26 protein-coding genes are annotated in these 25,788 nt (G+C 44.5%); 5 read left to right on the top strand and 21 right to left on the bottom strand.

Annotated features, from left to right (window positions below):
• Positions 1-5: 5 nt before the first annotated feature.
• From GTH32_RS10685 to GTH32_RS10665, 5 genes are all read right to left on the bottom strand, one after another.
• The gene (locus tag GTH32_RS10685) at positions 6-1,217 is read right to left on the bottom strand and encodes an adenylate/guanylate cyclase domain-containing protein (RefSeq protein WP_163085562.1); all 1,212 of its coding nucleotides are present in this window, start codon (positions 1,215-1,217) and stop codon (positions 6-8) included.
• A 67-nt stretch (positions 1,218-1,284) separates the two neighbouring features.
• The gene (gene purB, locus GTH32_RS10680; protein WP_163085560.1) at positions 1,285-2,652 is read right to left on the bottom strand and encodes an adenylosuccinate lyase; all 1,368 of its coding nucleotides are present in this window, start codon (positions 2,650-2,652) and stop codon (positions 1,285-1,287) included.
• Between the two features lie 14 nt (positions 2,653-2,666).
• On the bottom strand, positions 2,667-3,293 hold the full coding sequence (hflD, locus tag GTH32_RS10675; RefSeq protein ID WP_163085558.1) for a high frequency lysogenization protein HflD: 627 nt from the start codon (positions 3,291-3,293) through the stop codon (positions 2,667-2,669).
• Positions 3,293-4,420, bottom strand: a complete 1,128-nt coding sequence (mnmA, locus tag GTH32_RS10670) for a tRNA 2-thiouridine(34) synthase MnmA (protein ID WP_163085556.1) — start codon at positions 4,418-4,420, stop codon at positions 3,293-3,295. Before mnmA ends, hflD begins: the two co-directional genes overlap by 1 nt.
• A 286-nt stretch (positions 4,421-4,706) precedes the next feature.
• On the bottom strand, positions 4,707-5,249 hold the full coding sequence (locus tag GTH32_RS10665; RefSeq protein ID WP_163085616.1) for an rRNA large subunit pseudouridine synthase E: 543 nt from the start codon (positions 5,247-5,249) through the stop codon (positions 4,707-4,709).
• Between the two features lie 393 nt (positions 5,250-5,642).
• On the opposite strand from GTH32_RS10665, the gene GTH32_RS10660 reads away from it, so the two are divergent.
• Positions 5,643-7,862 carry an NADP-dependent isocitrate dehydrogenase gene (locus GTH32_RS10660; protein ID WP_163085554.1) on the top strand — a complete coding sequence of 740 codons (2,220 nt, stop codon included), beginning with the start codon at positions 5,643-5,645 and terminating at the stop codon, positions 7,860-7,862.
• Between the two features lie 452 nt (positions 7,863-8,314).
• Here GTH32_RS10660 and cspD read toward each other — a convergent pair whose 3' ends face one another.
• Positions 8,315-8,533, bottom strand: a complete 219-nt coding sequence (gene cspD / locus GTH32_RS10655) for a cold shock domain-containing protein CspD (protein WP_163085552.1) — start codon at positions 8,531-8,533, stop codon at positions 8,315-8,317.
• A gap of 196 nt (positions 8,534-8,729) precedes the next feature.
• Between cspD and clpS the strand changes: the two genes are divergently transcribed.
• Positions 8,730-9,050, top strand: coding sequence for an ATP-dependent Clp protease adapter ClpS (gene clpS, locus GTH32_RS10650; protein ID WP_163085550.1), 321 nt, complete (start codon positions 8,730-8,732; stop codon positions 9,048-9,050).
• A 24-nt stretch (positions 9,051-9,074) separates the two neighbouring features.
• Complete coding sequence (gene clpA, locus GTH32_RS10645) at positions 9,075-11,351, top strand: ATP-dependent Clp protease ATP-binding subunit ClpA (RefSeq protein ID WP_163085548.1); 2,277 nt, start codon at positions 9,075-9,077, stop codon at positions 11,349-11,351.
• Positions 11,352-11,462: 111 nt separating this feature from the next.
• Here the strand turns inward: clpA and infA are convergent, their stop codons facing one another.
• The 4 genes from infA to trxB form a co-directional block, all read right to left on the bottom strand.
• Complete coding sequence (gene infA / locus GTH32_RS10640; RefSeq protein WP_008844395.1) at positions 11,463-11,681, bottom strand: translation initiation factor IF-1; 219 nt, start codon at positions 11,679-11,681, stop codon at positions 11,463-11,465.
• 75 nt (positions 11,682-11,756) lie between these two features.
• Complete coding sequence (locus GTH32_RS10635; RefSeq protein WP_163085546.1) at positions 11,757-12,470, bottom strand: arginyltransferase; 714 nt, start codon at positions 12,468-12,470, stop codon at positions 11,757-11,759.
• A complete protein-coding gene (aat, locus tag GTH32_RS10630) occupies positions 12,467-13,213 on the bottom strand; it encodes a leucyl/phenylalanyl-tRNA--protein transferase (protein ID WP_163085544.1) in 747 nt (248 codons plus the stop codon). Before aat ends, GTH32_RS10635 begins: the two co-directional genes overlap by 4 nt.
• A 57-nt stretch (positions 13,214-13,270) precedes the next feature.
• Positions 13,271-14,236: a thioredoxin-disulfide reductase gene (gene trxB, locus GTH32_RS10625; RefSeq protein WP_163085542.1), complete on the bottom strand. Its 966-nt coding sequence runs from the start codon at positions 14,234-14,236 to the stop codon at positions 13,271-13,273.
• 366 nt (positions 14,237-14,602) lie between these two features.
• On the opposite strand from trxB, the gene yfbV reads away from it, so the two are divergent.
• On the top strand, positions 14,603-15,052 hold the full coding sequence (gene yfbV, locus GTH32_RS10620; protein ID WP_163085540.1) for a terminus macrodomain insulation protein YfbV: 450 nt from the start codon (positions 14,603-14,605) through the stop codon (positions 15,050-15,052).
• Here yfbV and GTH32_RS10615 read toward each other — a convergent pair.
• The 3 genes from GTH32_RS10615 to GTH32_RS10605 form a co-directional block, all read right to left on the bottom strand.
• Entirely contained in the window at positions 15,049-15,543 is a 495-nt protein-coding gene (locus tag GTH32_RS10615; protein ID WP_163085614.1) for a SprT family zinc-dependent metalloprotease, read from the bottom strand. The two genes, yfbV and GTH32_RS10615, sit on opposite strands and share 4 nt — an antisense overlap.
• Before the next feature lie 17 nt (positions 15,544-15,560).
• Positions 15,561-17,426 carry a signal peptide peptidase SppA gene (gene sppA / locus GTH32_RS10610; protein WP_163085538.1) on the bottom strand — a complete coding sequence of 622 codons (1,866 nt, stop codon included), beginning with the start codon at positions 17,424-17,426 and terminating at the stop codon, positions 15,561-15,563.
• Positions 17,427-17,527: 101 nt separating this feature from the next.
• Positions 17,528-17,737, bottom strand: coding sequence for a hypothetical protein (locus GTH32_RS10605; protein WP_163085405.1), 210 nt, complete (start codon positions 17,735-17,737; stop codon positions 17,528-17,530).
• A 151-nt stretch (positions 17,738-17,888) separates the two neighbouring features.
• On the opposite strand from GTH32_RS10605, the gene GTH32_RS10600 reads away from it, so the two are divergent.
• Complete coding sequence (locus tag GTH32_RS10600) at positions 17,889-18,440, top strand: NAD(P)H nitroreductase (RefSeq protein ID WP_163085536.1); 552 nt, start codon at positions 17,889-17,891, stop codon at positions 18,438-18,440.
• Here GTH32_RS10600 and GTH32_RS10595 read toward each other — a convergent pair.
• The 8 genes from GTH32_RS10595 to rodA all read right to left on the bottom strand — a co-directional run bounded on the left by GTH32_RS10595 (position 18,437) and on the right by rodA (position 25,787).
• A complete protein-coding gene (locus tag GTH32_RS10595) occupies positions 18,437-19,279 on the bottom strand; it encodes a DUF2797 domain-containing protein (protein WP_163085534.1) in 843 nt (280 codons plus the stop codon). The genes GTH32_RS10600 and GTH32_RS10595 overlap by 4 nt on opposite strands.
• Before the next feature lie 12 nt (positions 19,280-19,291).
• Positions 19,292-20,299: an asparaginase gene (gene ansA, locus GTH32_RS10590; protein WP_163085532.1), complete on the bottom strand. Its 1,008-nt coding sequence runs from the start codon at positions 20,297-20,299 to the stop codon at positions 19,292-19,294.
• Between the two features lie 99 nt (positions 20,300-20,398).
• Positions 20,399-21,361 (bottom strand): lipoyl synthase, encoded by a 963-nt coding sequence (gene lipA / locus GTH32_RS10585; protein ID WP_163085530.1) that lies wholly within the window; start codon positions 21,359-21,361, stop codon positions 20,399-20,401.
• On the bottom strand, positions 21,354-22,001 hold the full coding sequence (gene lipB / locus GTH32_RS10580; protein ID WP_163085528.1) for a lipoyl(octanoyl) transferase LipB: 648 nt from the start codon (positions 21,999-22,001) through the stop codon (positions 21,354-21,356). Before lipB ends, lipA begins: the two co-directional genes overlap by 8 nt.
• A 9-nt stretch (positions 22,002-22,010) precedes the next feature.
• Entirely contained in the window at positions 22,011-22,274 is a 264-nt protein-coding gene (gene ybeD / locus GTH32_RS10575; RefSeq protein ID WP_163085527.1) for a DUF493 family protein YbeD, read from the bottom strand.
• Between the two features lie 89 nt (positions 22,275-22,363).
• The gene (locus tag GTH32_RS10570) at positions 22,364-23,554 is read right to left on the bottom strand and encodes a D-alanyl-D-alanine carboxypeptidase family protein (protein WP_203565454.1); all 1,191 of its coding nucleotides are present in this window, start codon (positions 23,552-23,554) and stop codon (positions 22,364-22,366) included.
• A gap of 242 nt (positions 23,555-23,796) precedes the next feature.
• A complete protein-coding gene (locus tag GTH32_RS10565; protein ID WP_163085525.1) occupies positions 23,797-24,675 on the bottom strand; it encodes a septal ring lytic transglycosylase RlpA family protein in 879 nt (292 codons plus the stop codon).
• Positions 24,672-25,787 carry a rod shape-determining protein RodA gene (gene rodA, locus GTH32_RS10560; RefSeq protein ID WP_163085523.1) on the bottom strand — a complete coding sequence of 372 codons (1,116 nt, stop codon included), beginning with the start codon at positions 25,785-25,787 and terminating at the stop codon, positions 24,672-24,674. Before rodA ends, GTH32_RS10565 begins: the two co-directional genes overlap by 4 nt.
• Between the last annotated feature and the right edge of the window lies 1 nt (position 25,788).

Here is a 25,788-nt window from a genome sequence, read left to right as displayed (position 1 = left end):
CCCCGTCATACGTCCGGATTGCTTAGCGCATTTATAATGCTTTTATTTTTAGACATGCCACTGACAATAATGCAATACGCAGATAAGTTACCTACTTTGGCAGTTATATTTACGCGCCTAAATGCTTGCTGGCGATGGGCGGGTAAGTGTTGATAACTGGAAGGGCAAAGCACAAGCGTATTTACCTCAGCGCCTTGTTCAAGCATGGCGGCGGTATTAACTGTTTTACCCCACACATCAAAGGTACCGTGTTGTCGGTTGGGCATACCGGCACTTACCGGGCCGGTGGCAATACCAATACGAATTTGACAGGGCCAATTTTGAGCGCAACTGAATTGCGCAAAACCATGGCTAATTTGTTCGCCGAAAGCAACAATATTGGATACGTGAACGCCCGCCTTATGTGCTGAATCACCAATACCGCACACAGCCATATATTCATCTCCATTGGTTTTAAGGGGGTAAACGCTACATGTAGCAGCAACATGATCAAGGGTATTGTAGAAGCCATCGAGCTTATCAATAACCGCTGTTTCTCCATAGCGTTCAACCAGCTGTTGATAGCCCTTAACATCGGCGAACAATACACAGCAAAACTGAAAATGCTGGCGCTTAACCTCACTGGAGTCGAAGATAAGCTGTACCGCGGGCGTAGATTGGTAGAGCAAATCCCGTGCTCGCGTAAACTGTTGTTTTAGCGCATTCCAACGATGCTGATTGTATTTATGGGTTGCCGTTATCACTGCCACACACGTTAAAGTAAGCGACAGTGCATTGCCGCGGCGAATAGCAGCTTCCCATCCGGCTAACGAAAAACTAAAGTGAATATCAATAACACAAAAGGAAACGGCGTATAGCCACCCCCAAAACAGTTTTAAATATTGCTCTTTGTAATTAAAATAAAATGCGCTACACAAACAGCCGATAAGTAAAAAGTGTTGAATATAGAGGTCTTTTTGCCATATCAAGGTAGCGCCAACAAGATAGGAAAAATAGCCAAGAAGCAGAAGTGTACGCCCTGTTCGCACAAAATTGGCATAGCAAAAAATAACCGCACTAAGGGCAATGGCAACATGCGTTAATAAGTTAATCCACGCAGCGGGGCGAGGGGCAAAGGCGATGAGTAAAGGTATTTGGCAACACAGCCCAACGGCATAAAGGCGGCTGGTGTTGATAAGCAGAGCCTTCACTTTTAACGTGTCAGTTTTTGGTGTCATACGAAGTTCCAAAACAAAAAAAGCGCGGTAATTACCGCGCTTTTAATATAAGGCACTAACGCACTCGTTATAACTGATCTACTAGCCTGATTGCGTCACCAATATAATTAGCTGGGTTAAGCGCTTTTAGCTCAGCTTTAGCAGCGTCAGGCATGTCTAAATTATCAATAAACTCTGCAATGGCTGCGGCATTTACTTTTTTACCACGGGTCAACTCTTTCAGTTTCTCGTAAGGCTTTTCAATACCGTAGCGACGCATAACGGTTTGAATTGGTTCTGCAAGAAGCTCCCAGTTGTTATCTAATTCCGCCCGCAAGCTCGCCTCGTTTACTTCCAGCTTACTTATGCCTTTTAACGTAGCTTGATAAGCGATAACTGCATAACCTACGCCTACACCTAAGTTACGCAAAACCGTAGAATCGGTTAAGTCGCGCTGCCAGCGAGAAATGGGCAGTTTCGCTGCAAGGTGATCGAATATCGCGTTAGCTAACCCAAGGTTTCCTTCCGAGTTTTCAAAGTCGATTGGGTTAACCTTATGCGGCATAGTCGATGAACCAATTTCTCCCGCAATAGTTTTTTGCTTAAAGTGACCAAGGGCGATATAACCCCAAACGTCGCGATCGAAATCGATAAGAATTGTATTGAATCGCGCTACTGCATCAAACAATTCAGCAATGTAGTCGTGGGGCTCAATTTGCGTTGTGTAAGGGTTCCAAGTTAGCCCTAGCGAGGTAACAAATTGCTCTGAAACGCTATGCCAGTCTACATCAGCATAGGCAGAAAGGTGGGCATTGTAGTTACCTACCGCGCCATTAATTTTACCTAATAACTCAACTTGGGCAATTTGGCGTCGTTGGCGTTTTAGTCGCATCGCTACGTTTGCCATTTCCTTACCCATAGTTGTAGGAGAGGCCGGCTGACCATGGGTGCGGGCCATCATAGGAATATCACGATAGGCTTTCGCTAGCTTGGTTAGCTCATCAATTAATTTATCGCAATAAGGAAGCAATACGGTATCTCGTGCTTCCGTTAACATTAAGCCGTGAGACAGGTTGTTAATGTCTTCAGACGTACACGCGAAGTGAATAAACTCATTCACAGCAGAGAGTTCACTGTTATCAGCAACCTTCTCTTTTAGAAAATACTCAACCGCTTTCACATCGTGATTTGTAGTGCGTTCAATTTCCTTAATTCGCATAGCATCATCAACGCTAAATTCTGCCACTATGGCATCTAATAGACGGTTTGATGTTTCTGAAAACCCAGGAACTTCTTCAATTTGAGGGTTCGACGAAAGCATTTGTAGCCAACGTACTTCTACTTGAACGCGGTATTTCAGTAAGCCGTACTCGCTAAAAATGCTACGTAATTCAACGCTTTTACCGGCATATCGACCATCAACAGGGGAAATTGCAGTTAACTGACTCAGTTCCACCTTAAGCTCCTTAACTAGTTTATCAACCTAAGCGCCTTTACAGCACTATTTAAAATTTGTTTTCTACGAAACAGGATATTTCTACGTTTACCGCCCATTTGACGCCACATTACAGCGGCACGAACGCCCGCAAGCAATAGTGCACGCACTTTATGTTGCGTGGCGGGTTGGCCAAGGTGCTCTGGATTACCCGCAACTTGAATACGCGGTGCCAGCGGGCTAACAATGTCACTGTATATACTAGCTAACGACGACACTATCTGCGGGCTGTGAAAATCTACATGAGCAAGTTGCCGCTGAACGTGAGATATACGTTCACCAAGTTCATTCATTGCGCCCGGTTTGCGAGCTAATTTTCTCTCAAGGCCTAAAATACTTGCGATATACCGCGTTAGTTCTGTGTCTTTACTGGCTTGCTTATCAGATAGTTGAGCTACTAAGGTTTTATAGCCCACGTCTAAATTACTAAGTTTGCCGAACACCTGTTGAGGTGTTTCAGGATCGGTGACTAATATGCTCGAAAGGCTTGCTTCTAACGCCTCGGTATCTGCGCTGCCTTTGCGCGCTAAGCTTTGTACCAGTGCCGCCGACTGGCAAACACCCGCCAGCGCTAAATTATTTTCAACGTCTTTTTCTAACATCAACGGATATAGCTCTCAATAATTCCACCGCCAAGACAAACCTCATCTTGATAAAACACAGCAGATTGGCCGGGCGTAACAGCCTTTTGTGGCTCATCGAAAATGACTTCTATTTGATCGCCATTCACAGGACTAATTGTGCAAGGGATGTCTGTTTGGCGATAACGGGTTTTCACCACTGCGCGAAATGAGCCGTCAACGTCTTTTCGATCTACCCAATGTAATTGCTTAGCAACTAACCCCTTTGAGTAGAGGCGAGGGTGGTCGGCACCTTGCCCTACAATCAAGACATTGCGCTCAACATCTTTGTCAACCACGTACCAAGGTTCATCACCGAACTCAGCGAGTCCGCCAATATGCAAGCCTTTACGCTGGCCTAATGTATGGTACATCAAACCTTCGTGTTGACCGATCACTTGGCCTTCGGCAGTTTCTATAGTGCCAGGCTGAGCTGGAAGGTAGCGAGACAAAAAGTCTTTAAATTTACGTTCACCAATAAAACAAATACCCGTAGAGTCTTTTTTGTCATGGGTTACTAAGCCTTGCTCTTCGGCAATTTTGCGTACTAATGGCTTTTCAATATCGCCTACAGGGAAAAGGGTCTTTGCTACGTGTTCTTCACCAAGAGTATAAAGAAAATAGCTTTGGTCTTTATTGGTGTCTAAGCCGCGTAATAATTGCCATTTGCCGTTAACTTCACGGCGACGAACATAATGGCCGGTAGCAATATAATCAGCGCCCAAGTCTTCCGCTGCAAATTCAAGAAACGCTTTAAACTTAATTTCTTTGTTGCACATGATATCGGGATTTGGGGTACGGCCCGCTTTGTACTCGGCTAAGAAGTACTCAAATACATTGTCCCAGTACTCTGCCGCAAAGTTGATAGTGTGAAGTTCAATGCCGAGCTTATCAGCTACCGCTTGTGCATCTTTTAAATCTTCAGCCGCTAAGCAATATTCGTCATTATCATCCTCTTCCCAGTTCTTCATAAACAGGCCTTCTACCTGATACCCCTGCTGTTGAAGGAGGTAAGCAGAAACAGAAGAGTCGACGCCGCCGGACATGCCGACGATAACTTTTTTGCTAGCATTTGATTCAATATCAGTCACAACGTGATTCACACTCATATTTGGCTGGGTTTAAAGGTGGCGGATTTTAACAGAATAATCTAGCCAGTTCACACATTTCAGACGTCTAAAGTAAAACTTCTTTAGCCGTCCAAAGATTGCGAATTAAATAAGCCTGTTTTGGTTACTTTCAAGGGTAACAATAGGGGGCGGATAGGAATAAAAGGCTATATGTAATGCCAAAACGCTACTACCGCAAATTCGTTAACGTAAAATCACCACATAGAAAAATCGAACGTCTTACTTAACCCACAGGCCTCAACCCGTAGCATGAATACCTGTGTTGCTACAGGACAAGATACGCGCCGTTGTCGATACCATCAATGGTCCAATTGCCTACGCGATAACGGATAAGTCGTAACGTAGGATTACCCACATGGGCAGTCATACGGCGAACTTGCCGATTTCGTCCTTCGCTTATAGTGATAGCTAGCCAACTGGTGGGAATGGCTTGGCGAAAACGAACGGGGGGATGACGCTCCCATACCTCGGGTGGCTCTATACGTTTAACCTTTGCAGGCCTTGTCATACCGTCTTTTAGCTCAACCCCATTGCGCAAAGCCTCTAGCGCTTTTTCGTGGGGGATCCCTTCTACTTGTACCCAGTACGTTTTACTGGTTTTTGCCTCAGGGTGCGCGAGTTTGTGTTGTAGTTTGCCATCATTGGTCAGCACCAATAGACCCTCGGAGTCACGGTCTAATCTGCCAGCTGCGTAGACGTCTGGTATATCAATATAGTCCTTCAGTGTCTCTCGGCCTTCACCGTCGGTAAACTGAGAAAGGACTTGAAAAGGCTTGTTAAAAAGTACAATTTTACTGTTATTTTGCATGTTTGCGGTCGCAGTTGAAACGGAAAACTTAGGCATAGTAGCTTACCACGAAGTCGCAGATGAAGGGGAGAAAGTGGCTAAATTGGTTAACCATTTCAGTTAAATTCAACGATCCTAACGGATAAGACAATGGTATGACTTGTAACTACAACTTTCGACCCTATACTAATGGGCGCAGCTAGTTATAAACGCTGCACATTGTATTAGGTGTTGAGGGACGTTATAAGCTAGTACAATGACAACAACAAGTGGTGCTGTTAGCGAACTGCTGGCGGCGTACAAAACATCAATTACATTTCGCATTGATCGTAGGTTAGCATAACCTCGCTTTCTGATGAGTGCGACATAATGGACGAAAACGGTAACCTATTACCGACAACATTGAGGTATATAATGACCAAGTCTACCATCATCTACACGAAGACAGATGAAGCGCCTATGCTGGCGACGTATTCGCTGCTTCCAATTATCGAAAAATTTGCTGGCGCAGCAGACATTGATATTGAGCTCACCGATATCTCCCTTGCCGCCCGTGTATTGGCAAACTTTTCAGACTATCTGACCGAAGAGCAAAAGGTGCCAGATGCGCTAGCACAGCTTGGTGAGATGACCCAAGACCCCAATGCCAATATTATCAAGCTTCCTAATATCAGTGCGTCAATTCCTCAACTTCGTGCCACCATTAAAGAACTAAATGCCAAAGGCTTTGATGTTCCCGCTTTCCCAGATTCGCCGAAAACAGACGAAGAGAAAGAGATTCGTGAACGCTATGGAAAAGTATTAGGAAGTGCGGTAAACCCCGTTCTTCGCGAAGGGAACTCAGATCGCCGAGCGCCTACTGCGGTTAAAAACTATGCCCGTAAACATCCGCATTCAATGGGCGAATGGTCTCAGGCATCACGCTCACACGTAGCACATATGCGCGGTGGGGACTTCTATTCTGCTGAAAAATCGGTGACGGTTGAAAAAGACGGTTACGTAAGCATTGAATTCACTGGCAAAGATGGTGCTAAGAAAACCCTTAAACCTCGTGTTGATTTGTTAGCTGGCGAAGTTATCGACGGCATGTACATGAGCAAAAAGGCACTGTGTGAATTCTTCGAAGAGCAAATCGAAGACGCTAAAAATACAGGCGTTTTATTTTCGTTGCATGTAAAAGCCACCATGATGAAGGTGTCTCATCCCATCGTCTTCGGTCACTGTGTCAAAGTTTTCTATAAAGACCTATTCAATAAATGGGGTGACCTATTTGAAGAGTTAGGCGTAAACCCAAATAACGGGCTAGGCAGTGTTTACGATAAAATATCGACGTTACCGGAAAGTCAACGTTCTGAAATTGAAGCTGACATCAACAAATGCTACGCCGACCGTCCTCCTATCGCGATGGTAAATTCTGACAAAGGCATTTCTAACTTACACGTACCAAGTGACGTAATTGTCGATGCCTCTATGCCTGCAATGATCCGTAATTCTGGGCAAATGTGGGGTCCAGATGGAAAGGCACACGATACCAAAGCGGTTATTCCAGAAAGTACTTACGCCACTATTTACCAAGAAGCGATTAACTTCTGTAAAACACACGGTGCCTTTGACCCAACAACCATGGGTACAGTGCCTAACGTTGGTTTAATGGCGCAAAAAGCGGAAGAGTACGGCTCTCACGATAAAACGTTTGAAATGGAAGCTGACGGTACGGTTCAAATTGTAGATCAAGACGGCAACGTTCTTATTGAACACAACGTAGAAGAAGGTGATGTCTGGCGTATGTGTCAGGTGAAAGATGCACCTATTCAAGATTGGGTTAAGCTGGCAGTAACCCGTGCACGCCAATCGGGCATGCCTGCAGTATTTTGGTTAGATGACGAACGTGCTCACGATGCTCAACTTATTATGAAAGTTGAGAAGTACTTAAAAGACCACGACCTAAATGGTGTAGATATTTCTATCATGTCACCTGTTCGTGCTATACGTTTTAGCATGGAGCGAGCTATTCGTGGCTTAGATACTATCTCGGTAACGGGTAACGTTTTACGTGATTACCTAACTGACTTATTCCCAATTTTGGAACTAGGTACGAGTGCTAAGATGCTGTCAATCGTGCCATTAATGGCCGGTGGTGGCTTGTACGAAACGGGCGCAGGTGGTTCTGCACCTAAACACGTGCAACAGTTTGTGGAAGAAGGGCACTTGCGTTGGGATTCACTTGGCGAATTTTTAGCGCTTGCAGTATCGCTTGAAGACGTTGCTATTAAGCACTCTAATAATAAAGCGAAAATCATTGCAACAGCACTAGATAAGGCAACCGAAAAACTGCTAAATAACGGTAAGTCGCCATTGCGTAAAGCAGGGCAACTTGATAATCGTGGCAGCCATGTTTATCTAGGTCTATATTGGGCAGAAGAAGTAGCATCTCAAACAGAAGATGCCGATTTGGCTGCGCAATTTAAGCCAGTTTATGACGAACTTTCAGAAAAAATTGATACTATTCTTGCTGAAATTGATGCCACACAGGGTAACGCGCAAGAAATTGGCGGTTACTACTACCCAGACGAAGATAAGGTGGCTGCTGCTATGTCACCAAGCCAGACACTTAAAGCCATCCTTGGCGCATAAGTTCTAACGTCTTTAAACCTAAAAAGCCCCTATTTAGGGGCTTTTTTATTTATCCTCGCAGCGATTGAGGAGGCAGACGTAAGAATAGCAATGAATAGGGCTTTCTTACTTCCATTGAGGCGTTTTTACGTGGGTTTACAACAATTGATGCAGGCGCTACGTAACAGCTACTTAGCATCTACTTAACGGCTGGGGGCACAGGGCCCCACGGGTTTATTCACTAAAAAAAGCACGCAATTCGCCACACGGCCACTGGTTACGGGCAAACACATTCGAAAAATCGACCGTGAAAATAGGCACAACAATTACAACAGAGTCATGATTTCAACAGAGTCATGATTTTATTTGGCACAACACTACCAAAGCCGGAAGCTAAGTAAACAACCAGCCGAATAAAGCCTATTTCCGTCACACTGGGTGTGTGGGAAATAAGCTTTAAAAATTAATTTATTTTAACGTTCAGGTTCTTCTAAGAAACCGATGTTTTCAGCGTGTAACCCTTTAGGGCCTTGCTGTACTTCATAGGTTACTTCCTGACCCGCCTTAAGTGAGCGATATCCTTCCATCTGGATTGTAGAGTAGTGCGCGAAAATATCTTCTCCACCATCCTCGGGAACAATAAAACCAAACCCTTTTGCGTTGTTAAACCATTTAACTTTTCCAACCGCCATACTTCGACTTCCTCTTAATCCTTGAACTCACACGTTTATGCCCCCACAATAGAATTGGACGCATTGCGATATTGCTGTTAGCAAGTACCACTATCAAAATGTAGATTTTTTAACCATATTATGTCAAGAGCTAATGTGAATTAATTTTATTCAAAAGTTATGACGACAACTGCGAACAAAGCACTATTATTAAGTTATGAGTAAAGACAACGCTATCGATATCGAAAAGGAAAAACAGAAAGACGCGCAGCGGCAAAAACCGCAGCCGCCACCCATGTACAAGGTGTTGTTAAACAATGATGACTACACACCCATGGATTTCGTCATTGAAGTACTCACGCATTTTTTCAATATGGATGCTGAGAAAGCTAATCAACTCATGCTCACTGTGCATTATCAAGGTAAAGCAGTGTGTGGCATATTCACTGCAGAGATTGCAGAGACAAAAGTGATGCAAGTGAATCAATATGCACGTAAACAAGGCCATCCACTTATGTGTACGATGGAGCAGGCGTAAGTCAATTTGTAGAGGGCGAGCGATATGTTAAATAAAGAATTAGAACAAACGTTAAATAATGCGTTTGTATTTGCCAGAGAACACCGTCATGAGTTTATGACTGTTGAGCATCTTCTGTTGGCATTGTTGGATAACTCCGCAGCTCGCGAAGCACTCCATGCGTGTGGTGCAGATGTAGAAGCATTGAAAAGTGAATTGATAGCGTTCGTCAAAGACACTACGCCACTTATTCTTGATGACCAACTTAATGAAAGAGAAACCCAACCTACACTTGGTTTCCAACGGGTGTTGCAACGGGCGGTTTTCCATGTGCAATCATCCGGTAAAGATGAAGTTACCGGCGCGAATGTATTGGTTGCTATTTTTAGTGAACAAGAGTCGCAAGCGGTATTCATTCTTAAAAAATCCGATATTACCCGTCTCGATGTTGTAAATTTCATTAGCCATGGTGTGAGCAAATCTGAAGACGATGCGCCTATCAACCCAGAGACATCAGAGGAGAGTGAGAGTGCAGATGACAACGCATCGGCGTTAAGTAAGTATTCTACCGACCTTAATAAGCACGCCAAAGAGGGGAAAATAGACCCCCTAATTGGGCGCGATTCTGAAGTGGAACGTACCATTCAGATTCTTTGTCGTCGCCGTAAAAACAACCCCTTGTTAGTCGGTGAGGCTGGCGTAGGTAAAACGGCGATTGCAGAAGGTTTAGCCTATCGCATTGTGAATGATGATGTACCTGATGTTATTAGTAATAGTACCGTTTATTCATTAGATTTAGGTGGCCTACTGGCGGGAACGAAATACCGGGGCGATTTTGAAAAGCGTTTAAAAGCAATTTTAAAAGAGCTAGGTAAAGACAAAGATGCCATTTTGTTTATCGATGAAATTCACACTATCATTGGGGCCGGTGCGGCGTCAGGTGGGGTTATGGATGCGTCGAATTTACTCAAGCCAAAGCTATCGAGTGGTGAATTACGTTGTATTGGTTCTACCACGTACCAGGAATACCAAGGTATTTTTGAGAAAGATCGTGCGCTAGCTCGTCGCTTTCAGAAGGTGGATGTAACCGAGCCTAGTGTTAGCGATACCACGAAAATCTTACTTGGCCTTAAAAGCCGTTATGAAGATCATCACAGTGTACGCTTTACCCAAAAAGCCATTCAAGCTGCCGCAGAATTGTCGGCGAAATACATTAACGAGCGTCATTTACCCGATAAAGCCATTGATGTAATGGATGAAGCCGGAGCGAGTCAACGTTTGTTACCACAATCGAAGCGTAAGAAAACGATTGGGGTAGGTGATATCGAGCAAATTATTGCGAAAATGGCGCGTATCCCTGAAAAGTCTGTATCAGCGTCTGACAAAGAAGTTCTGAAGAACTTGGGGCGTAACCTTAAGATGGTGGTGTTTGGTCAAGACAAGGCGATAGAGACCCTTAATGACGCCATTCTACTTTCTCGCTCAGGGTTAGGGGCTGAAGAAAAGCCCATAGGGAGCTTTTTGTTCGCTGGTCCTACCGGTGTAGGTAAAACCGAGGTTACTCAGCAACTGGCGAAAATCATGGGGGTTGAGCTTGTACGTTTCGATATGTCTGAATACATGGAACGTCACGCAGTCAGTCGTTTAATAGGTGCTCCTCCCGGTTACGTTGGCTTCGACCAAGGTGGATTACTTACCGATGCGGTGATTAAAAACCCTTATTCGGTGGTGCTATTAGACGAAATCGAAAAGGCACACAGCGATATTTACAATATTCTGCTGCAAGTGATGGATCACGGTACGTTAACCGATAATAACGGGCGTAAAGTCGATTTTAGAAACGTAGTGCTAGTGATGACTACAAACGCGGGTGTCCAGGAAACCGTGCGTAAGTCGATAGGGTTTAAGCAGCAAGACCATAGTCATGATGCGTTATCGGAAATCAATAAAGTGTTTACGCCTGAATTTAGAAACAGATTGGATGGTATTATTTGGTTTAATCACCTAGATTCAGAGATTATTTTGCAAGTTGTTGATAAGTTTATTATCGAACTGCAAGCCCAGTTAGATGTGAAAGGGGTATCTCTTGAAGTAACCCCAGCAGCGCGCGCGTATCTTGCTGAAAAAGGCTACGACAAATCGATGGGAGCCCGACCCATGTCACGTCTTATCAAAGAAGAGCTTAAAAAAGAGTTGGCGAACGAACTCTTGTTTGGCGAGTTAACGAAAGGCGGTAACGTTAAAGTTGATCTCGACAATGACAAATTGTCGTTTGCTTATACCAAAGTTGATTCGTTAAAAGAAGAAGCTGAGTCTAGCTAACGCTAGGCTCATTACCAAAACCTATTGGCTTTGGTTTTCTTTAATACCAACAAAAAACCCGACGCAATCACGTCGGGCTTTTTTCATTCGGTGTTACCGCTTAATGGCTCATTATCTGGCGCGATAAATGATACGACCTTTAGTTAAGTCGTACGGAGTCATCTCAACGGTGACCTTATCGCCAGTAAGAATTCGGATATAGTTCTTACGCATCTTACCAGAAATATGTGCAGTCACTACGTGACCGTTTTCTAGTTCAACTCGGAACATAGTATTAGGTAGGGTATCAAGTACCGTACCTTCCATTTCAATACAATCTTCTTTTGCCATGTAAAGCAGTTACCTCAGTAATTCAAATTTTTTGCCGCGCAGACATTAACCAATCTTGCGGTGTGTGTAAAGTAATTAAGCAGGTTTTTTGCAAAAACGTTGCCATTTGTTGCCGTTAAACTGTTCGAAGGGGAAAAATTGCTGCTTATAGGACATTTTCTGACTTCCGGCAACATAATAACCTAAGTACAGATATTCCCGATTTTGCAATTTCGCATGATGCGCTTGCATCATAATCATCCAAGTTCCTAACGAAGCAGAGGCGTAATTAGGATCAAAAAATGTGTACAAAGCGGATAGTGCGCGATGACCAGTGCCGTTATCGATAACATCAGTAACAGCCACGGCAATAAGTTTATCGCCATCATAGGCTTCGATATACGCCGGTCCTTGCCATTCACACAAAATAAAGTGTTCAAATTGGGTTTTATTGGGCGGGTACATACTGCCTTCGGTATGTCGTGCGCAAATATATTGTTCGTACAAGGGATAATAATCGCGGCTAGGCGTAGTCACCATCTGAGTACGGAAGGAAGCGTTACGCTTTAAAATGCGCTTTTGGCTGCGAGACGCGACAAATTCATCAACCGGTATGCGTATAGATTGACACGCAGTGCACTGTGGACAGTGTGGGCGATAAATTTGTTCACCGCTACGACGAAACCCTACTTGAATAAGTTGCCCATAGCGTAAAGCTTGCTGCGAGCTTTGTTCAGCATAAACGAGAAGCTGCTCTTTACGATCAGGTAAATAACTGCAATCGAACGTTTGGGTAATGCCGAACTTCATGGAGTAATATCCTGTGACTGCCATTGAGCTTGGTAGCGAGGCGTTAGCCTACCTTCTTCGGTCAACGTATGGTTATTTTGTTGCAGCATAGCAATAAAACGAGCCCGGGAGATAGGTTTTGCACCTAACGACGCAAGATGCTCGGTAGGTAATTGGCAATCAATAAAGGCCATTTCTTGAGATTTCATGTGCTTAACTAATGCTAACATCGCCAATTTAGATGTGTTGCTTTGGCGATGAAACATAGATTCGCCGCAGTAGACTTTTCCCACACCTACACCATACAAACCGCCAACGAGTTCATTGCCATCCCACACTTCAACGGAATGCGCTAAACCTAGGGTATGCAATTGTGTATAGGCGTGCTGCATATCGGAGGTTATCCAAGTTTCGTTGCTTATATTCCCTGCTGAGGGCTGCTGTCGAGGAATACTGGCGCAGGCTTCTATAACCGCCGTAAATGCCTTATTCAAGGTTACGGTAAAACGGCGTTTACGCGCTAACTTCGCTAAGCTTTTTGAACAAATAAAGTCGTCCAGCTCGATAATAGCGCGGGGCGCAGGCGACCACCACAGTAAGGGTTCATCTTCGCTAAACCATGGAAATATTCCTTGCGAATAGGCGCTAAAAAGTCGAGGCGGACTTAAGTCTGCACCGAATGCGAGTAGCCCATTTGGTTCTGCGAGCGCCTCGTCTACCGGAGGAAAAGGAGTATCTGAATCTAATTTGGGAAGCGTTATCATAATTTTGCAAATAAAAAGCCCTGCGTAACAGGGCAGGGCTTTTGGCTACATTAAAGGCTAGCCTTGTTCTGGCATCATGCCATCGAGGAATTTCTCTGCATCGAGCGCGGCCATACATCCGGTGCCAGCAGAAGTAATTGCTTGGCGGTAGATATGATCGCTCACATCGCCAGCGGCAAATACACCCTCAACACTGGTTTGCGTTGCGTTGCCTTGGGTGCCGCTATTTACTGTAATATAACCGTCTTTCATGTCTAGCTGGCCAGCAAATATATCGGTATTGGGTTTATGCCCGATAGCAATAAATAGGCCCATAATATCTAATTCTTCAGTGCCATCACCTTGGGTATCTTTAATTCTCACCCCTGTAACGCCCATCTCATCACCTAATACTTCGTCAAGTTGACGGTTTAAGTGAAGCACAACATTACCGGTTTCTGCTTTCTCCCGTAAACGTTGTTCTAAGATTTTTTCACTTCTGAAGCTATCGCGACGGTGGATAACATGCACCTCAGAGGCGATGTTTGATAAGTACAGCGCTTCCTCAACAGCGGTATTACCGCCGCCTACAACTGCAACTTTTTGGTTACGGTAGAAGAATCCATCGCACGTGGCACAGGCAGACACACCTTTACCCATGAACGCTTGCTCTGACTCCATTCCTAAGTATTTTGCAGACGCGCCCGTGGCAATAATGAGTGCGTCACATGTGTAAGTGCCGCTGTCGCCGTATAAGGTAAAAGGGCGCTTAGTGAGGTCCGTTTTATTGATATGATCAAAAATGATTTCAGTATCAAACTTCTCAGCATGCTTTTGCATACGAACCATCAAGTCCGGCCCTGTTAATCCTTCAGGGTCGCCGGGCCAATTTTCAACTTCAGTTGTAGTTGTTAACTGTCCGCCTTGTTGTATACCAGTCAAAAGAACAGGTTCTAAGTTTGCGCGGGCTGCGTAAACGGCAGCAGAATAGCCAGCAGGGCCAGAACCTAATATAAGAAGACGAACATGTCTACTTTCTGTCATTTTTATCTCCAATTCATGTTCCGCACGAGGAACAAATTCTATAATACTTTGCTAATTGAGGACGATACCGGCTGTTTTCAACCTATTATCTCAATCCTGAGATAATATACTTCGTACTTTATTATATGATGCCTCTATGGCAAACAAATGTCACTTAACGTATACGCTAGGCTATACTTTATTCGTATATTAAAGGGTGAACCTTATTAAGGGCTTTGTTAATGCTGTTCCCCTAGATAGTAAGCAGGGTATTAGTCAAAAAGCGTATTCCAATTTATGCTACTATGCGCTTTAATGTCATTATACTCAAAGCGCTTACATTGGGCGTCTAAAGGGTGTTTTACGTAAAAGTTAATGGGGTGCTATATGTCTGTGTCTATGGTGACGATGCTAAAAGATGGGCAGCAATATTTAGATACTTGGCCGGTTCGAAAGGAGCTATTCGCTCATTTTCCTGACTGTCGTGTGGTCTCTGCTACTCGCTTCTCAATAAAAGCCATGCCGCCCGCGGCGATATTGGCGTGCGCATTACTTTTACAGAATATGGGGATAAGTTATATACCGCAAACTATCGCTATTGGGGCATTCTTCCTAAGCTTACCCCTTCAAGGTTTACTTTGGTTAGGTCATCGCTCAAACCAACAATTGCCCCCCGCACTAAAGCAGTGGTATCAGGAAATTCATGGTAAAATGCGCGCTCAAGGCTGCAATGTTGCTGCCATAAAATCAAAACCTCGATATCGAGAATTAGCCGCCTTGTTGAAAACTGCGTTTAGCGACTTAGATAGGGTATTTACCCAGCAATGGTTTCGTTAAACCGGCGATAAAACCTGCTTGCAGCGCTTACATTGGTATTTCGTACCCTTTTGAATTTTATTGTGTCGACGGATGCTTAGTCGGTGTTCACCACATCCACATTGATACGCAAATCTGTCACCTAACACAGCATTAATATCAAAACTATGGGTAGTATTCGGGGGACGTTTAAACACACCCAGCATGATTGATTGCCATTCTTTACCATGGGGTTTAACCTTTCCAAATAATTGCCATACGAGTAAATGACTAATCTCATGTGGTATTACATCGTCATGGTATTCCGATTCATTATCGCTATATAACAGTGGATGTAGATTGATTCTATTTTGCTGAAGGAATGCAGTACCGGCGTTTTTTCCTGAACGTCGAAAAGAGAGTGTAGGGCGGGGGAAAGTACGATTGAAATAGGCATCAGCCTGTTGGTATAAAACATCGACACGCCCCGCTATTCGCTGACGCTGTGCCGATGTTAGGTCGTAAGTAGCGATAAAGGGTCTACCCTTTATTATTCAACGTTACAAGGCAAACATAACACATAGGTGCCCATAGGGTCGTTTAGTTTGCTAAACGTATCAAACTCACCAAGTACACGTTTTACTTCACCTATAAGTGCAGTATTAGAATGGGCGAACTGCCACTTTCCGACTACCGCAAGCGCTTGGCCGAAAAACTCTTTCCAAAATAATTCTTGGGGAGAAAGCGAGCGAGTTACATAAAACGTATCGTAATTATCGAGTTCTGCAATTTCTGCGGCCGATGCGATAGCGTCATCAAGATCACCCAGTTCGTCAACTAAACCGCGTTCCAATGCATCTGTTCCCACCCAAACGCGACCTTGCGCGATATCGTCAACTTGCTGAATACTTAGCTCACGAGCGCTCGAAACAATGTTAAGAAATTTTGAATAGGTATTTTCAATACTGTATTGAATAACTTGACCATATTGCTGCGGCAAAGGACGAAGCGGTGAGAAACCCGCTAGTTCAGTAGTGCCGACGCCATCAGTATGCACACCGAGATAATCAAGAGAGTTCTCATAGGTCATGAACATACCAAATACGCCAATTGACCCGGTAATTGTACTGGGACTTGCAAATATGCGATCGGCCCCCGCAGCAATCCAATAACCACCAGAGGCTGCGTAGGTACTCATTGAAACTACCACAGGCTTGCCTACTTTTTGAAGTTCTAATACTTCTTGTCGTATTACCTCTGACGCAGTGGCACTACCTCCAGGAGAATCGATTTGTAATACTACTGCTTCTACCTCGTCGTCTAACCGAGCCTTGCGAAGAAGACGGGCTGTGCTATCGCCGCCTATGGTGCCTGCAGGCTGGTCGCCGTCCACAATCGTTCCTTTCGCTACCACAATCGCAATTTTATCTAAATCGTTAGGTATTTCAGGCACAGGGGCGTTAATTACATTCCAATAGGTATCATAGGCGGTAATGTTTACACCACTAGGGTTATCATCTTCACCCACTAATTCAATAAGTTCGCTGCGCACTTCTTCGCGGGTTTTTAATCCATCTACCCAATTATTGTCGAGGGCATACTGTGCAAAGTCGCCGCCTACACGTTCAAACTTCGCCACCAAACCATCTAAGGTTTCATCAAAGTTTGATAGTGGTACACCACGGGCTTCAGCTACATCATGTTTATACTGTGACCAGTAGGCTTCAAGCCACTTTTTCGACGCTTCTTTAGATGCTTCTGACATGTCATTGCGGATCATGGGTTCTACCGCAGATTTGTAGGTGCCAACACGGAAAATATGGGTAGTGACTTTAAGCTTATCTAGCAAGTCTTTAATGTATAGCCCGTAGCGGCCATAGCCATCAAGAAGCACTGAACCCATTGGGTTAAGGTAAATATGGTCGGCATGAGCAGCTAAGTAGTATTGGTCCTGTGTGTAATAATCGCCAATTGCGTAAACAGGCTTTTCAGAGGTTTTAAAGTCATCAAGGGCATTTGCAATGGTACGAAGCTTATCTAGACCGCCGCCGGATAAGCCTTGAAGATCAAGGACAAGGGCTTTAATTCGTCTGTCTTGTTTAGCGTTTTCAATCACCTTTAAGACATCTCTAACCAAAATTTCGGCTTCTTCTGGTTCTGAACCTAAAGCGTCTTGCAAAAATTGTTCGAAAGGATCGACACTAACTTTTTCAATTACCAAACGCCCTTCTAGGGTTAGCATTAAGGCGCTGCCCGACTTAACGGAGAGTTTATTATCGTCTTGGGATGCGATGGCTATGATAATACCGATGAAAAGTACTAAGAATATAATATTGAAAAATAGTTTTCGTGAAAAATTTAATACCGCCCATAAGCCGGTGAACAAGGACTTAGTCCAGTTTCCTTTGGCTGCCATATATATTACTACCTTTAGTTAGATTATCCCTATTATGTTACCGCGCCCTAGTTAGATCGATAACTTAATTGTAATTCTTTGTAACCTGATGACACTAGCATTTAAGCGTCACTATTATCGTCGTGTGCTATCCATTGCGCAATAAGTTGTGCGATACGTTTATGCTCGTTCTCGCTAAACAACATCATTAGTTCGCCATTTGCCTTTTTATAGTGCACCTTTTGGTGGCCACGGGTGAATAACCGGTTAAGTGCCGAGCCTGGCTTTTTGGCCATAGCTTGTCTGGAGGACGTTTTTGCTTTGTGTTTCACGCAGTTAATTTCTCCCGAATATAGCCTTGTTGCTATGCCATAGTAGCGTGTTAATTCACGGGATTAAAATCATTCTTTGTCACTGGTCTTTTTGGTAGACAAATCGTAGGATCACACGTAACTCCCTTAAGCCTGTTAGAAAGGATAACCCATGGACGCACTTACCCTATTATTAAACCGCAGTTCACAACCTCGTTTAAGCGCGCCAGCGCCTAGCCAAGAAGCATTAGAGAACATTATGCAAGCCGCGTTACGCGCCCCTGATCACGCTTGTTTGACGCCGTGGCGTTACATTGTATGTGAAGGCAAAGGGCTCGACAAATTAGGTAACTTATTCGAACAGTCAGCCATAGCGAATGACAAGAGTGAAAAAGAGATAGAAAGGGCAGTGCAATTACCGCATCGTGCGCCTATGGTTATTGTGGCTACCGCAAAATATGTAGAGCATGAAAAGGTGCCTAGAGTTGAGCAAGTCGCGTCAGCGGCATGTGGTGTCATGGCCATGCAAATGGCAGCAGTAGCACAAGGCTTTAACGGCATGTGGCGTTCAGGAAGTTATGCTCACTGTGAAATTGTACGCCGCGGCTTGGGGCTGGCTGAAGAAGACGAGTTGGTTGGTTTTTTATACCTAGGAACACCTTCTTTTGAGCCAGCGCCAAAGCCGCAACGCGACGCCAGCGATTACTTTGAATTTTGGCGCTAATCCAGCGCCAATTCTACTTGGTAACCTGCGTATTTACGGATGTTGATAACACGGTCGTTATCAAGCATCCAGTACTGCCCTTTAATCCCTGTCAAAATACCCCTAAATTCCGGTGTTTTGTCTAAGTTTATAGACTTTATTTTTTCGGGGTAGGCGGTAACCGGGTAGTGGATATCATGGATAGGGCCATCGACTTCAGATACCGCCTGTAGGCCTTTTTCTTGTTGTAGTGACGCTAAGCCATCAGCAATATTATCAAGCAGCGTGCGTTTCACCTGGGCTAAATCTGCTCCTTCGGGTTGGCCTTTTAACATAGTACGCCAATTCGTTTTATCGCCTATGTGTGCTTTGCATAGGGTTTCCACTAATCCACTGGTAAGGCGGTCTGGAACCCTTAGCATCACTGTAGCTTGCGTAGCGCCTTGATCTATCCAACGTGACGAAACTTGGTCGGTAACATGGCGAGTAATTCCCACTTTTAGCGTGCCGGTGTTTGCGATATAGACAAAATGATCGCTAAAACAAAACTCTTCGCCCCATTCGGGTTCCCTGCATGTACCTTCGTGATAATGACATTTTTCCGGCTTAATAATACAGCTATCACATTGTGCCAACGATATTAAACACGGGTAACAATAGCCTTGATTGAAACTCTTTTTAGTCTTGCGATTACAGTGAACGCAGTTTATCTCGCCTAGGTGGCGAACAGATACCTGTTGACCAATCAAAGGATTCAGCTCGACCCTTGCCTCGCCAATGGGCAATTGATACGACACATGGTTATTTTCATCAGCAAGAGGGCGCATCTTACGAAGCGCCCCTGTATATACAGTTGTCATTATTAATCTTTCCTATTCACTTAACTCACCGCGTAAATTTTGGGTGAGAAGTGTTTTCATTTCATTAAATGGCAGCTTCTTACTTAGTAGGTAATGCAACTTAGCAAGGGCCGCCTCTGGCGTCATATCGCTACCAGAAAGAACTCCGGCTTCCTGCAAACCGTGACCGGTGGCATAGCCACTCATATTTACACGCCCGCGCATACATTGGGTACAGTTAAGCACCGGGATTTCTCGCTCCCGTGCATAATCGAGTTGCTCTATAAGAGACGCTGTTTGTGGTGCGTTGCCTACACCGTAACTAAGCAAAATAAGTGCATTAACCGGCTGCTGTAAGGTGTTCTTTAATACTTCAGAAGAAATACCTGGATACAGGCTTACCATGCCAATAGGTTGCGCTTCTACGGGCGATACTACCAATGGCTTATTACTTGGCTGGGCTTTTTCGCCCGCCTTCATGCGAATATTTATTCCAGCTTCTAATAATGGGGGAAAGTTGGGTGAGTCGAAGGCATTAAATCCATCGGCGTCTACTTTTCTGCTTCGGTTGCCACGTAGCAAACGATTATTGAAAAACAAACTAACTTCGGCAATAGGGTAGTTTGCCGCCACATAGAGAGCGTTAAGAAGATTTACTTGGCCATCTGAACGCAATTCTGCGAGCGGTATTTGAGAGCCAGTTACAATAACCGGTTTACTCAACCCTTCTAACATAAAACTAAGGGCTGAAGAGGTATAAGCCATGGTGTCAGTACCATGCAGTATAATGAACCCATCATACTTGTCATAGTTAGCTAATATATCTTCAGCTATACGTTGCCAGTCAGACGGGTCCATATCAGAAGAGTCAATTAAATTATCATACTCATGTAACGTGAATAAGGGCATTTCTGGCCGATGGAATTCGGGCATATTTGAAAGCGTATTCCCTAAGAAGCCTGCCGCTGGCACATAGCCTTGCGCGGAAGGCTTCATACCGATAGTGCCGCCTGTATAGGCAATATAAATGTGCTTACGCATGAAGTAACCTTTGGGTACTATTTTTTAATTATAGGTAATACTAAAACGCAAAGAAGCGGCTAACATGCCGCTTCCTTTTCGCCTTTGAGGTTAAGCTATTTACTTAACTTCTTTGCCGGCAGCCTGTTGATCCGCATGATAGCTAGAACGAACCATAGGGCCGCTGGCGGCATGGGTAAAGCCTATTTCTTTGGCATATGCGCCGAGGGCATCAAACTCTTTTGGATGAACATAGCGCTTCACCGGGTAGTGGTGACGACTAGGTTGCAAGTATTGCCCTAGCGTTAGCATGTCAACATCATGGGCACGCAAATCACGAAGTACCGCTTCTATCTCTTCAATTTCTTCACCCATACCCATCATCAAACCAGACTTGGTTAGTACATTAGGATGTTGTGCTTTAAATTTCTTTAGAAGATCGAGTGACCACTGGTAATTAGCCCCAGGGCGGCACTCGCGATATAGCTTAGGTATCGTTTCTAAGTTGTGGTTAAATACATCAGGCACGCCATTTTTAAATATTTCTAAGGCGCGATCCATACGGCCTCTGAAATCGGGCACTAAAACTTCAATTGTCGTTTCAGGGCTATGCTCACGAATAGCATTGATGCAGTCAACAAAGTGCTGCGCGCCGCCATCTCTTAAGTCATCACGGTCTACTGATGTAATAACCACATAACGTAGTTTCATTTCAGCGATGGTCTTAGCCAGTTTTTCAGGTTCTTCCGCACTTGGGGGCAGAGGCTTCCCATGCGCAACATCACAAAATGGACAACGACGGGTACAAATATCACCCAGGATCATAAACGTAGCCGTGCCGTGATTGAAACACTCGGCCAAATTAGGACAACTGGCCTCTTCGCATACCGAGTGAAGATTATTTTTGCGCAATGTTTTCTTGATATGGTCAATACGATCAGTGGTACGAGGCAACTTGATCTTAATCCACTCAGGCTTACGCAGCATTTCTTCCTTTTCGGTAGGAACAATGGTGACGGGAATATGTTTTACTTTTTCGTCATCGCGGAGTTTGACTCCAGCTCTAGGTCGTGCGTTACTCATCAAAACCTTCTTTAAATTCTTTGTCCGTGATTGAAAGTGCGTCTAGTAGCAGGTTGGTTAGCGCCTGACCTGCGTCTTTCAGAGAGTCGGGCCCATTTAAACTTGCAGTATCAATCATTTCCATACCGGAATAACCGCAAGGGTTAATACGCTGAAACGGTGATAGATCCATATTAACATTTAATGCTAGCCCATGAAATGAACAACCGTTACGAATACGTAACCCCAATGAGCAAACCTTTTTTTCGTCCACATATACACCTGGCGCATCGGGCTTAGGGTATGCCGTAATATCGAATTTAGCGAGAAAATTCACCACCGCTTCTTCCATTGCGGTAACTAAATGACGTACACCTAGCTTACGGCGTTTAATATTCAGCAATAAATAGATAACTTGTTGACCAGGACCATGATAGGTAACTTGGCCGCCTCGGTCTACCTGAACCACAGGAATATCTCCGGGCATAAGAATATGCTCGGCTTTGCCCGCTTGGCCCTGGGTAAAAACCGGGTGGTGCTCGACCAGCCAGATTTCATCCTGCGTAGACGCATCACGGTTATCTGTAAAAGCCTGCATGGCCTGCCATACTGGCTCATAATCACGCAGTCCCAGTTGGCGAATAAGCACCGTGTCGGTCACTGCACTCACTTATAGTACAACCCGAACAAGTTCTAGTTTTGCCAACTCAGTATAAATAAGTTCCATATGTTCTTTACTGGTTACGCGCACACTTACCGATACAGAATGGTAGTTACCTTTACTGCTAGGTTTTACAGAAGGGGCGTAATCGCCCGGTGCATGCTCTTGTAAGCAGGCAATAACATGATGCGGGAGTTGTTCATCTGCCACACCCATCACTTTAAAGGTTTGATGGGTTGGAAAATCAAGAAGTTCGTCAAAACGGGTATCCATGCGATATCCTCGGGTACAGTCGTTAAATACAAAAACGGCCGGATTATAACAAATCTGGCCGTCCTTGAACTAGCTTTAAACGGGTTTATTTAGTCATCGAAACCCAGTTGAAGCATAATGTAATCCTTTATTTGATTAAAGAAGCTGCCTTCTTTTACTTCTTGCAAGGTAACCAATGGATAGGTTGCTACATCTTCACCATCTAGCTGCAGGTAAAGCGTACCTACAACTTCACCTTTTGCCAGCGGTGCTTCAAGCTTTTTATCTAGTTCAAAGTTCGCTTCTAGGTTAGCTGCCTGGCCGCGTGGGATAGTAATGGGGGTAGATTGATTAATTCCAAGATCTACTGTTTCTCTGTCTCCCATATAAATACGGTGGGCTACGAAGCTATGCCCCGCTTGGTAAGGGGTAAGGGTTTCAAAAAATCTGAAGCCATATTTTAGTAGCTTTTTGTTTTCTACCTTACGGGCGCGCTCACTATCTGTGCCCATGACCACTGAAATAAGGCGCATACCCCCTTGCTCAGCTGAGGTGATAAGGCTATAGCCAGCATCTGAAGTGTGTCCTGTTTTAATGCCATCTACGTTTAGGCTTTTGTCCCATAAAAGGCTGTTTCGGTTGTATTGCTTAATGCCGTTATAGGTAAACTCTTTTTCGCTGTATAGCTTATACATCTCAGGCGTTTCAGCGATAAGGGCACGGGATAGCGTAGCCATATCGCGGGGCGTAGTGTAATGATCAGGGTCGTGTAAACCATGGGCATTAACAAAGTTTGAGCCTGTCATACCTAATGCTGCAGCGTGAGCATTCATCATGCTTGCAAAGGCGGCCTGCGAACCTGCTACATGCTCGGCCATTGCCACGCACGCATCGTTTCCTGATTGCACTACAATACCGCGCAGTAAGTCGCGTACAGAAACTTGCGTGCCTACTTCAATAAACATTTTAGACGAATCGGGGAATTTCTTAGCCCAGGCGTTTTCTGAGATAGTAACTTCATCATCAAGGCTAATGTTGCCTGCTTGCAATTCCTTACCGATGACATAAATGGTCATTATTTTTGTAAGGCTGGCTGGTGCAAGTTGCATGTCTGCGTTTTTATCGGCAATGACATGGCCTGTTTCATAGTCGGTTAAAAGAAAACCTTCAGCGGCAACTGACGGTGCCGGTGGTGTTACCACAGCACCATTCGCAGAATTAGCGACGAGGGTTAAAACACTCATCAGTAAAAAAGCGAAAGAAAGGAAAGACGGGTTAGCGCGTTGACTTGTTCTGAGCATGATTATAGTTCTTTGACCGTTTATTATCCGTGTATAGCTAACGGTTGGGCGAACCCATGTTAGCCGTAAGTACTGTTAGGGTGGAATTCTAACGTATGGCATCTACTACGACTAGGTTTTAACGAAAAAGTTTACTAGAAACTAGGGATTAGGCGATGAATGCCCCCTAATGAACTGTAAACGGCGATAATTCTGCCTCGCTGTGCCTTATTGTCGCCACAATTGCCCATAGCTGCGTGTGCTTATAACGTACGTTTTACCGTGTAGGCATTCGGGTAGCCATTTTCTTTAAGTTGATTTAACAACGCCTCGGCGGTTGAATCATCGGCAATAGGCCCTAATTGAAGCTTGTATATATTATCCACAAGAGGCAACTGAGTAGGCACTTGATAGAGGGCGGAAAGTACGTTTGAAATAGATTTTGCCCGGGCCATGTCCGATAGTGCCGCTACTTGTATATAGATACCATCTTGCACGGATACTTCGTTGTTTTGCTCAACATTAGAAAGCAAAGCGGGTTCTGTTGGGGGAGTAATACCAATATACTCATCATAGCTAATAGTAGGCTGCTTACCTACCGTTACATTGTTGTCTTCATCAAAGTGAATTACTTCAATCTTCACTTTAGCGGTTCCTTTTTGATGGTAATCTAATTTTACCGCCGCAGCATAAGATAAATCGATAATACGGTTATCATGAAATGGCCCGCGGTCGTTCACCCGAACGATGGCTTGCTTTGAATTATCTAGGTTGGTCACTCTAACGTAAGAAGGTAAGGGCAGCGTTTTATGGGCACCAGACATCGCGAACATATTATACGTTTCGCCGTTTGACGTAAGGTGGCCGTGAAACTTTTGACCATACCAGCTGGCATAGCCAACTTGTTCAAACCCTTTGCCTGTTGTAAGCGGGGTATATTGTTTGCCTAGTACCTCATAGGGGCGGCTATTGAACATTCGATAGGCTTCGTACCTTGGCACCGCATCTAATGTTTCAGGCTTTTTGGCCACATGTCGGGGGGCTGAATCTTGCTGTTGCGTGTAGCGGCTCTTAGGCGCTGTCTGACAGCCAGCTAACAAGGCACAAGCAACGAAAAAAATAACAAAGTAGCAGGTTTTCATCGTGACATTAATCGGGTTTGTGTGGCAATTGACATGAGCATGCCAAAACCAGCCATTAATGTCACCATTGACGTGCCTCCATAACTTACCAACGGCAAGGGCACACCTACCACGGGCAATAGCCCTGATACCATTCCCATATTAACGAAAACATACACAAAAAAGGTAAGAGTAATACTGCCAGCGAGTAACTTTGAAAACGCATCTTGTGCTCGGTTAGCAATAATAAGTCCCCGCAAAATAATAAAAAGGTAGATGGCAAGCAATACCATTACGCCTGTAAGCCCAAACTCTTCACTAAATACGGAGAAAATAAAGTCGGTGTGGCGCTCAGGAAGGAACTCTAATTGCGATTGAGTCCCTTGTAGCCAGCCTTTGCCATCGATACCGCCAGAACCTATGGCGATCTTCGATTGGATAATATGGTAACCCGACCCAAGCGGGTCGCTTTCTGGGTTTAAAAAGGTAAGTACCCGTTGCTTTTGATACTCCTTCATAAGGAAAAACCACATAATGGGTGCAAATGCGCCGCCCAGTAAGCTAACGAAGCCGATTAATCGCCAACTCATACCGGCGAGGAATATGGCAAACACGCCAGAACTTGCAATAAGCAGTGCAGTGCCCAAATCCGGTTGTTTGGCAATAAGCACCGTAGGGACAGCTACCAAACCGAAACCGATGACAATATTCATTAAACGGGGAGGCAGATTAAACTGACTGATATACCAAGCAACCATCATAGGTACCGCAAGTTTCATTAGCTCTGAAGGCTGAAACCGCAAAACCTTTAAATCTAGCCAGCGCTGCGCTCCTTTACCTACATCACCAAACAGCAGCACCGCCGCTAACATTAACAGCCCCACAATATAGGCGTATGGCGAGAGTCGCCGATATGCGCCACTGGGAAACTGGGCAAGTACTATCATTACGATAAAGCTTATAGCTAGACGGGTTATTTGTCGCTCTACCTGCCCCTCATCTTGGCCTGAAGCCGAATATAAGGTAACAAGGCCAACAGACATTAATACGAGTAAGCCTAATAATAGCCAACCATCAATATGAATACGTTGTAAGAAGTTGGTTTTGTTAGGGTTTAAGGTATTGCTTTTCATG

This window comes from Alteromonas profundi (assembly GCF_010500865.1).
In the GTDB taxonomy this organism is placed as follows: Bacteria; Pseudomonadota; Gammaproteobacteria; order Enterobacterales; family Alteromonadaceae; genus Alteromonas; species Alteromonas profundi.
The sequence above is the reverse complement of the archived record's forward strand: the minus strand, read 5'-3'. Positions and strand labels throughout refer to the sequence as shown.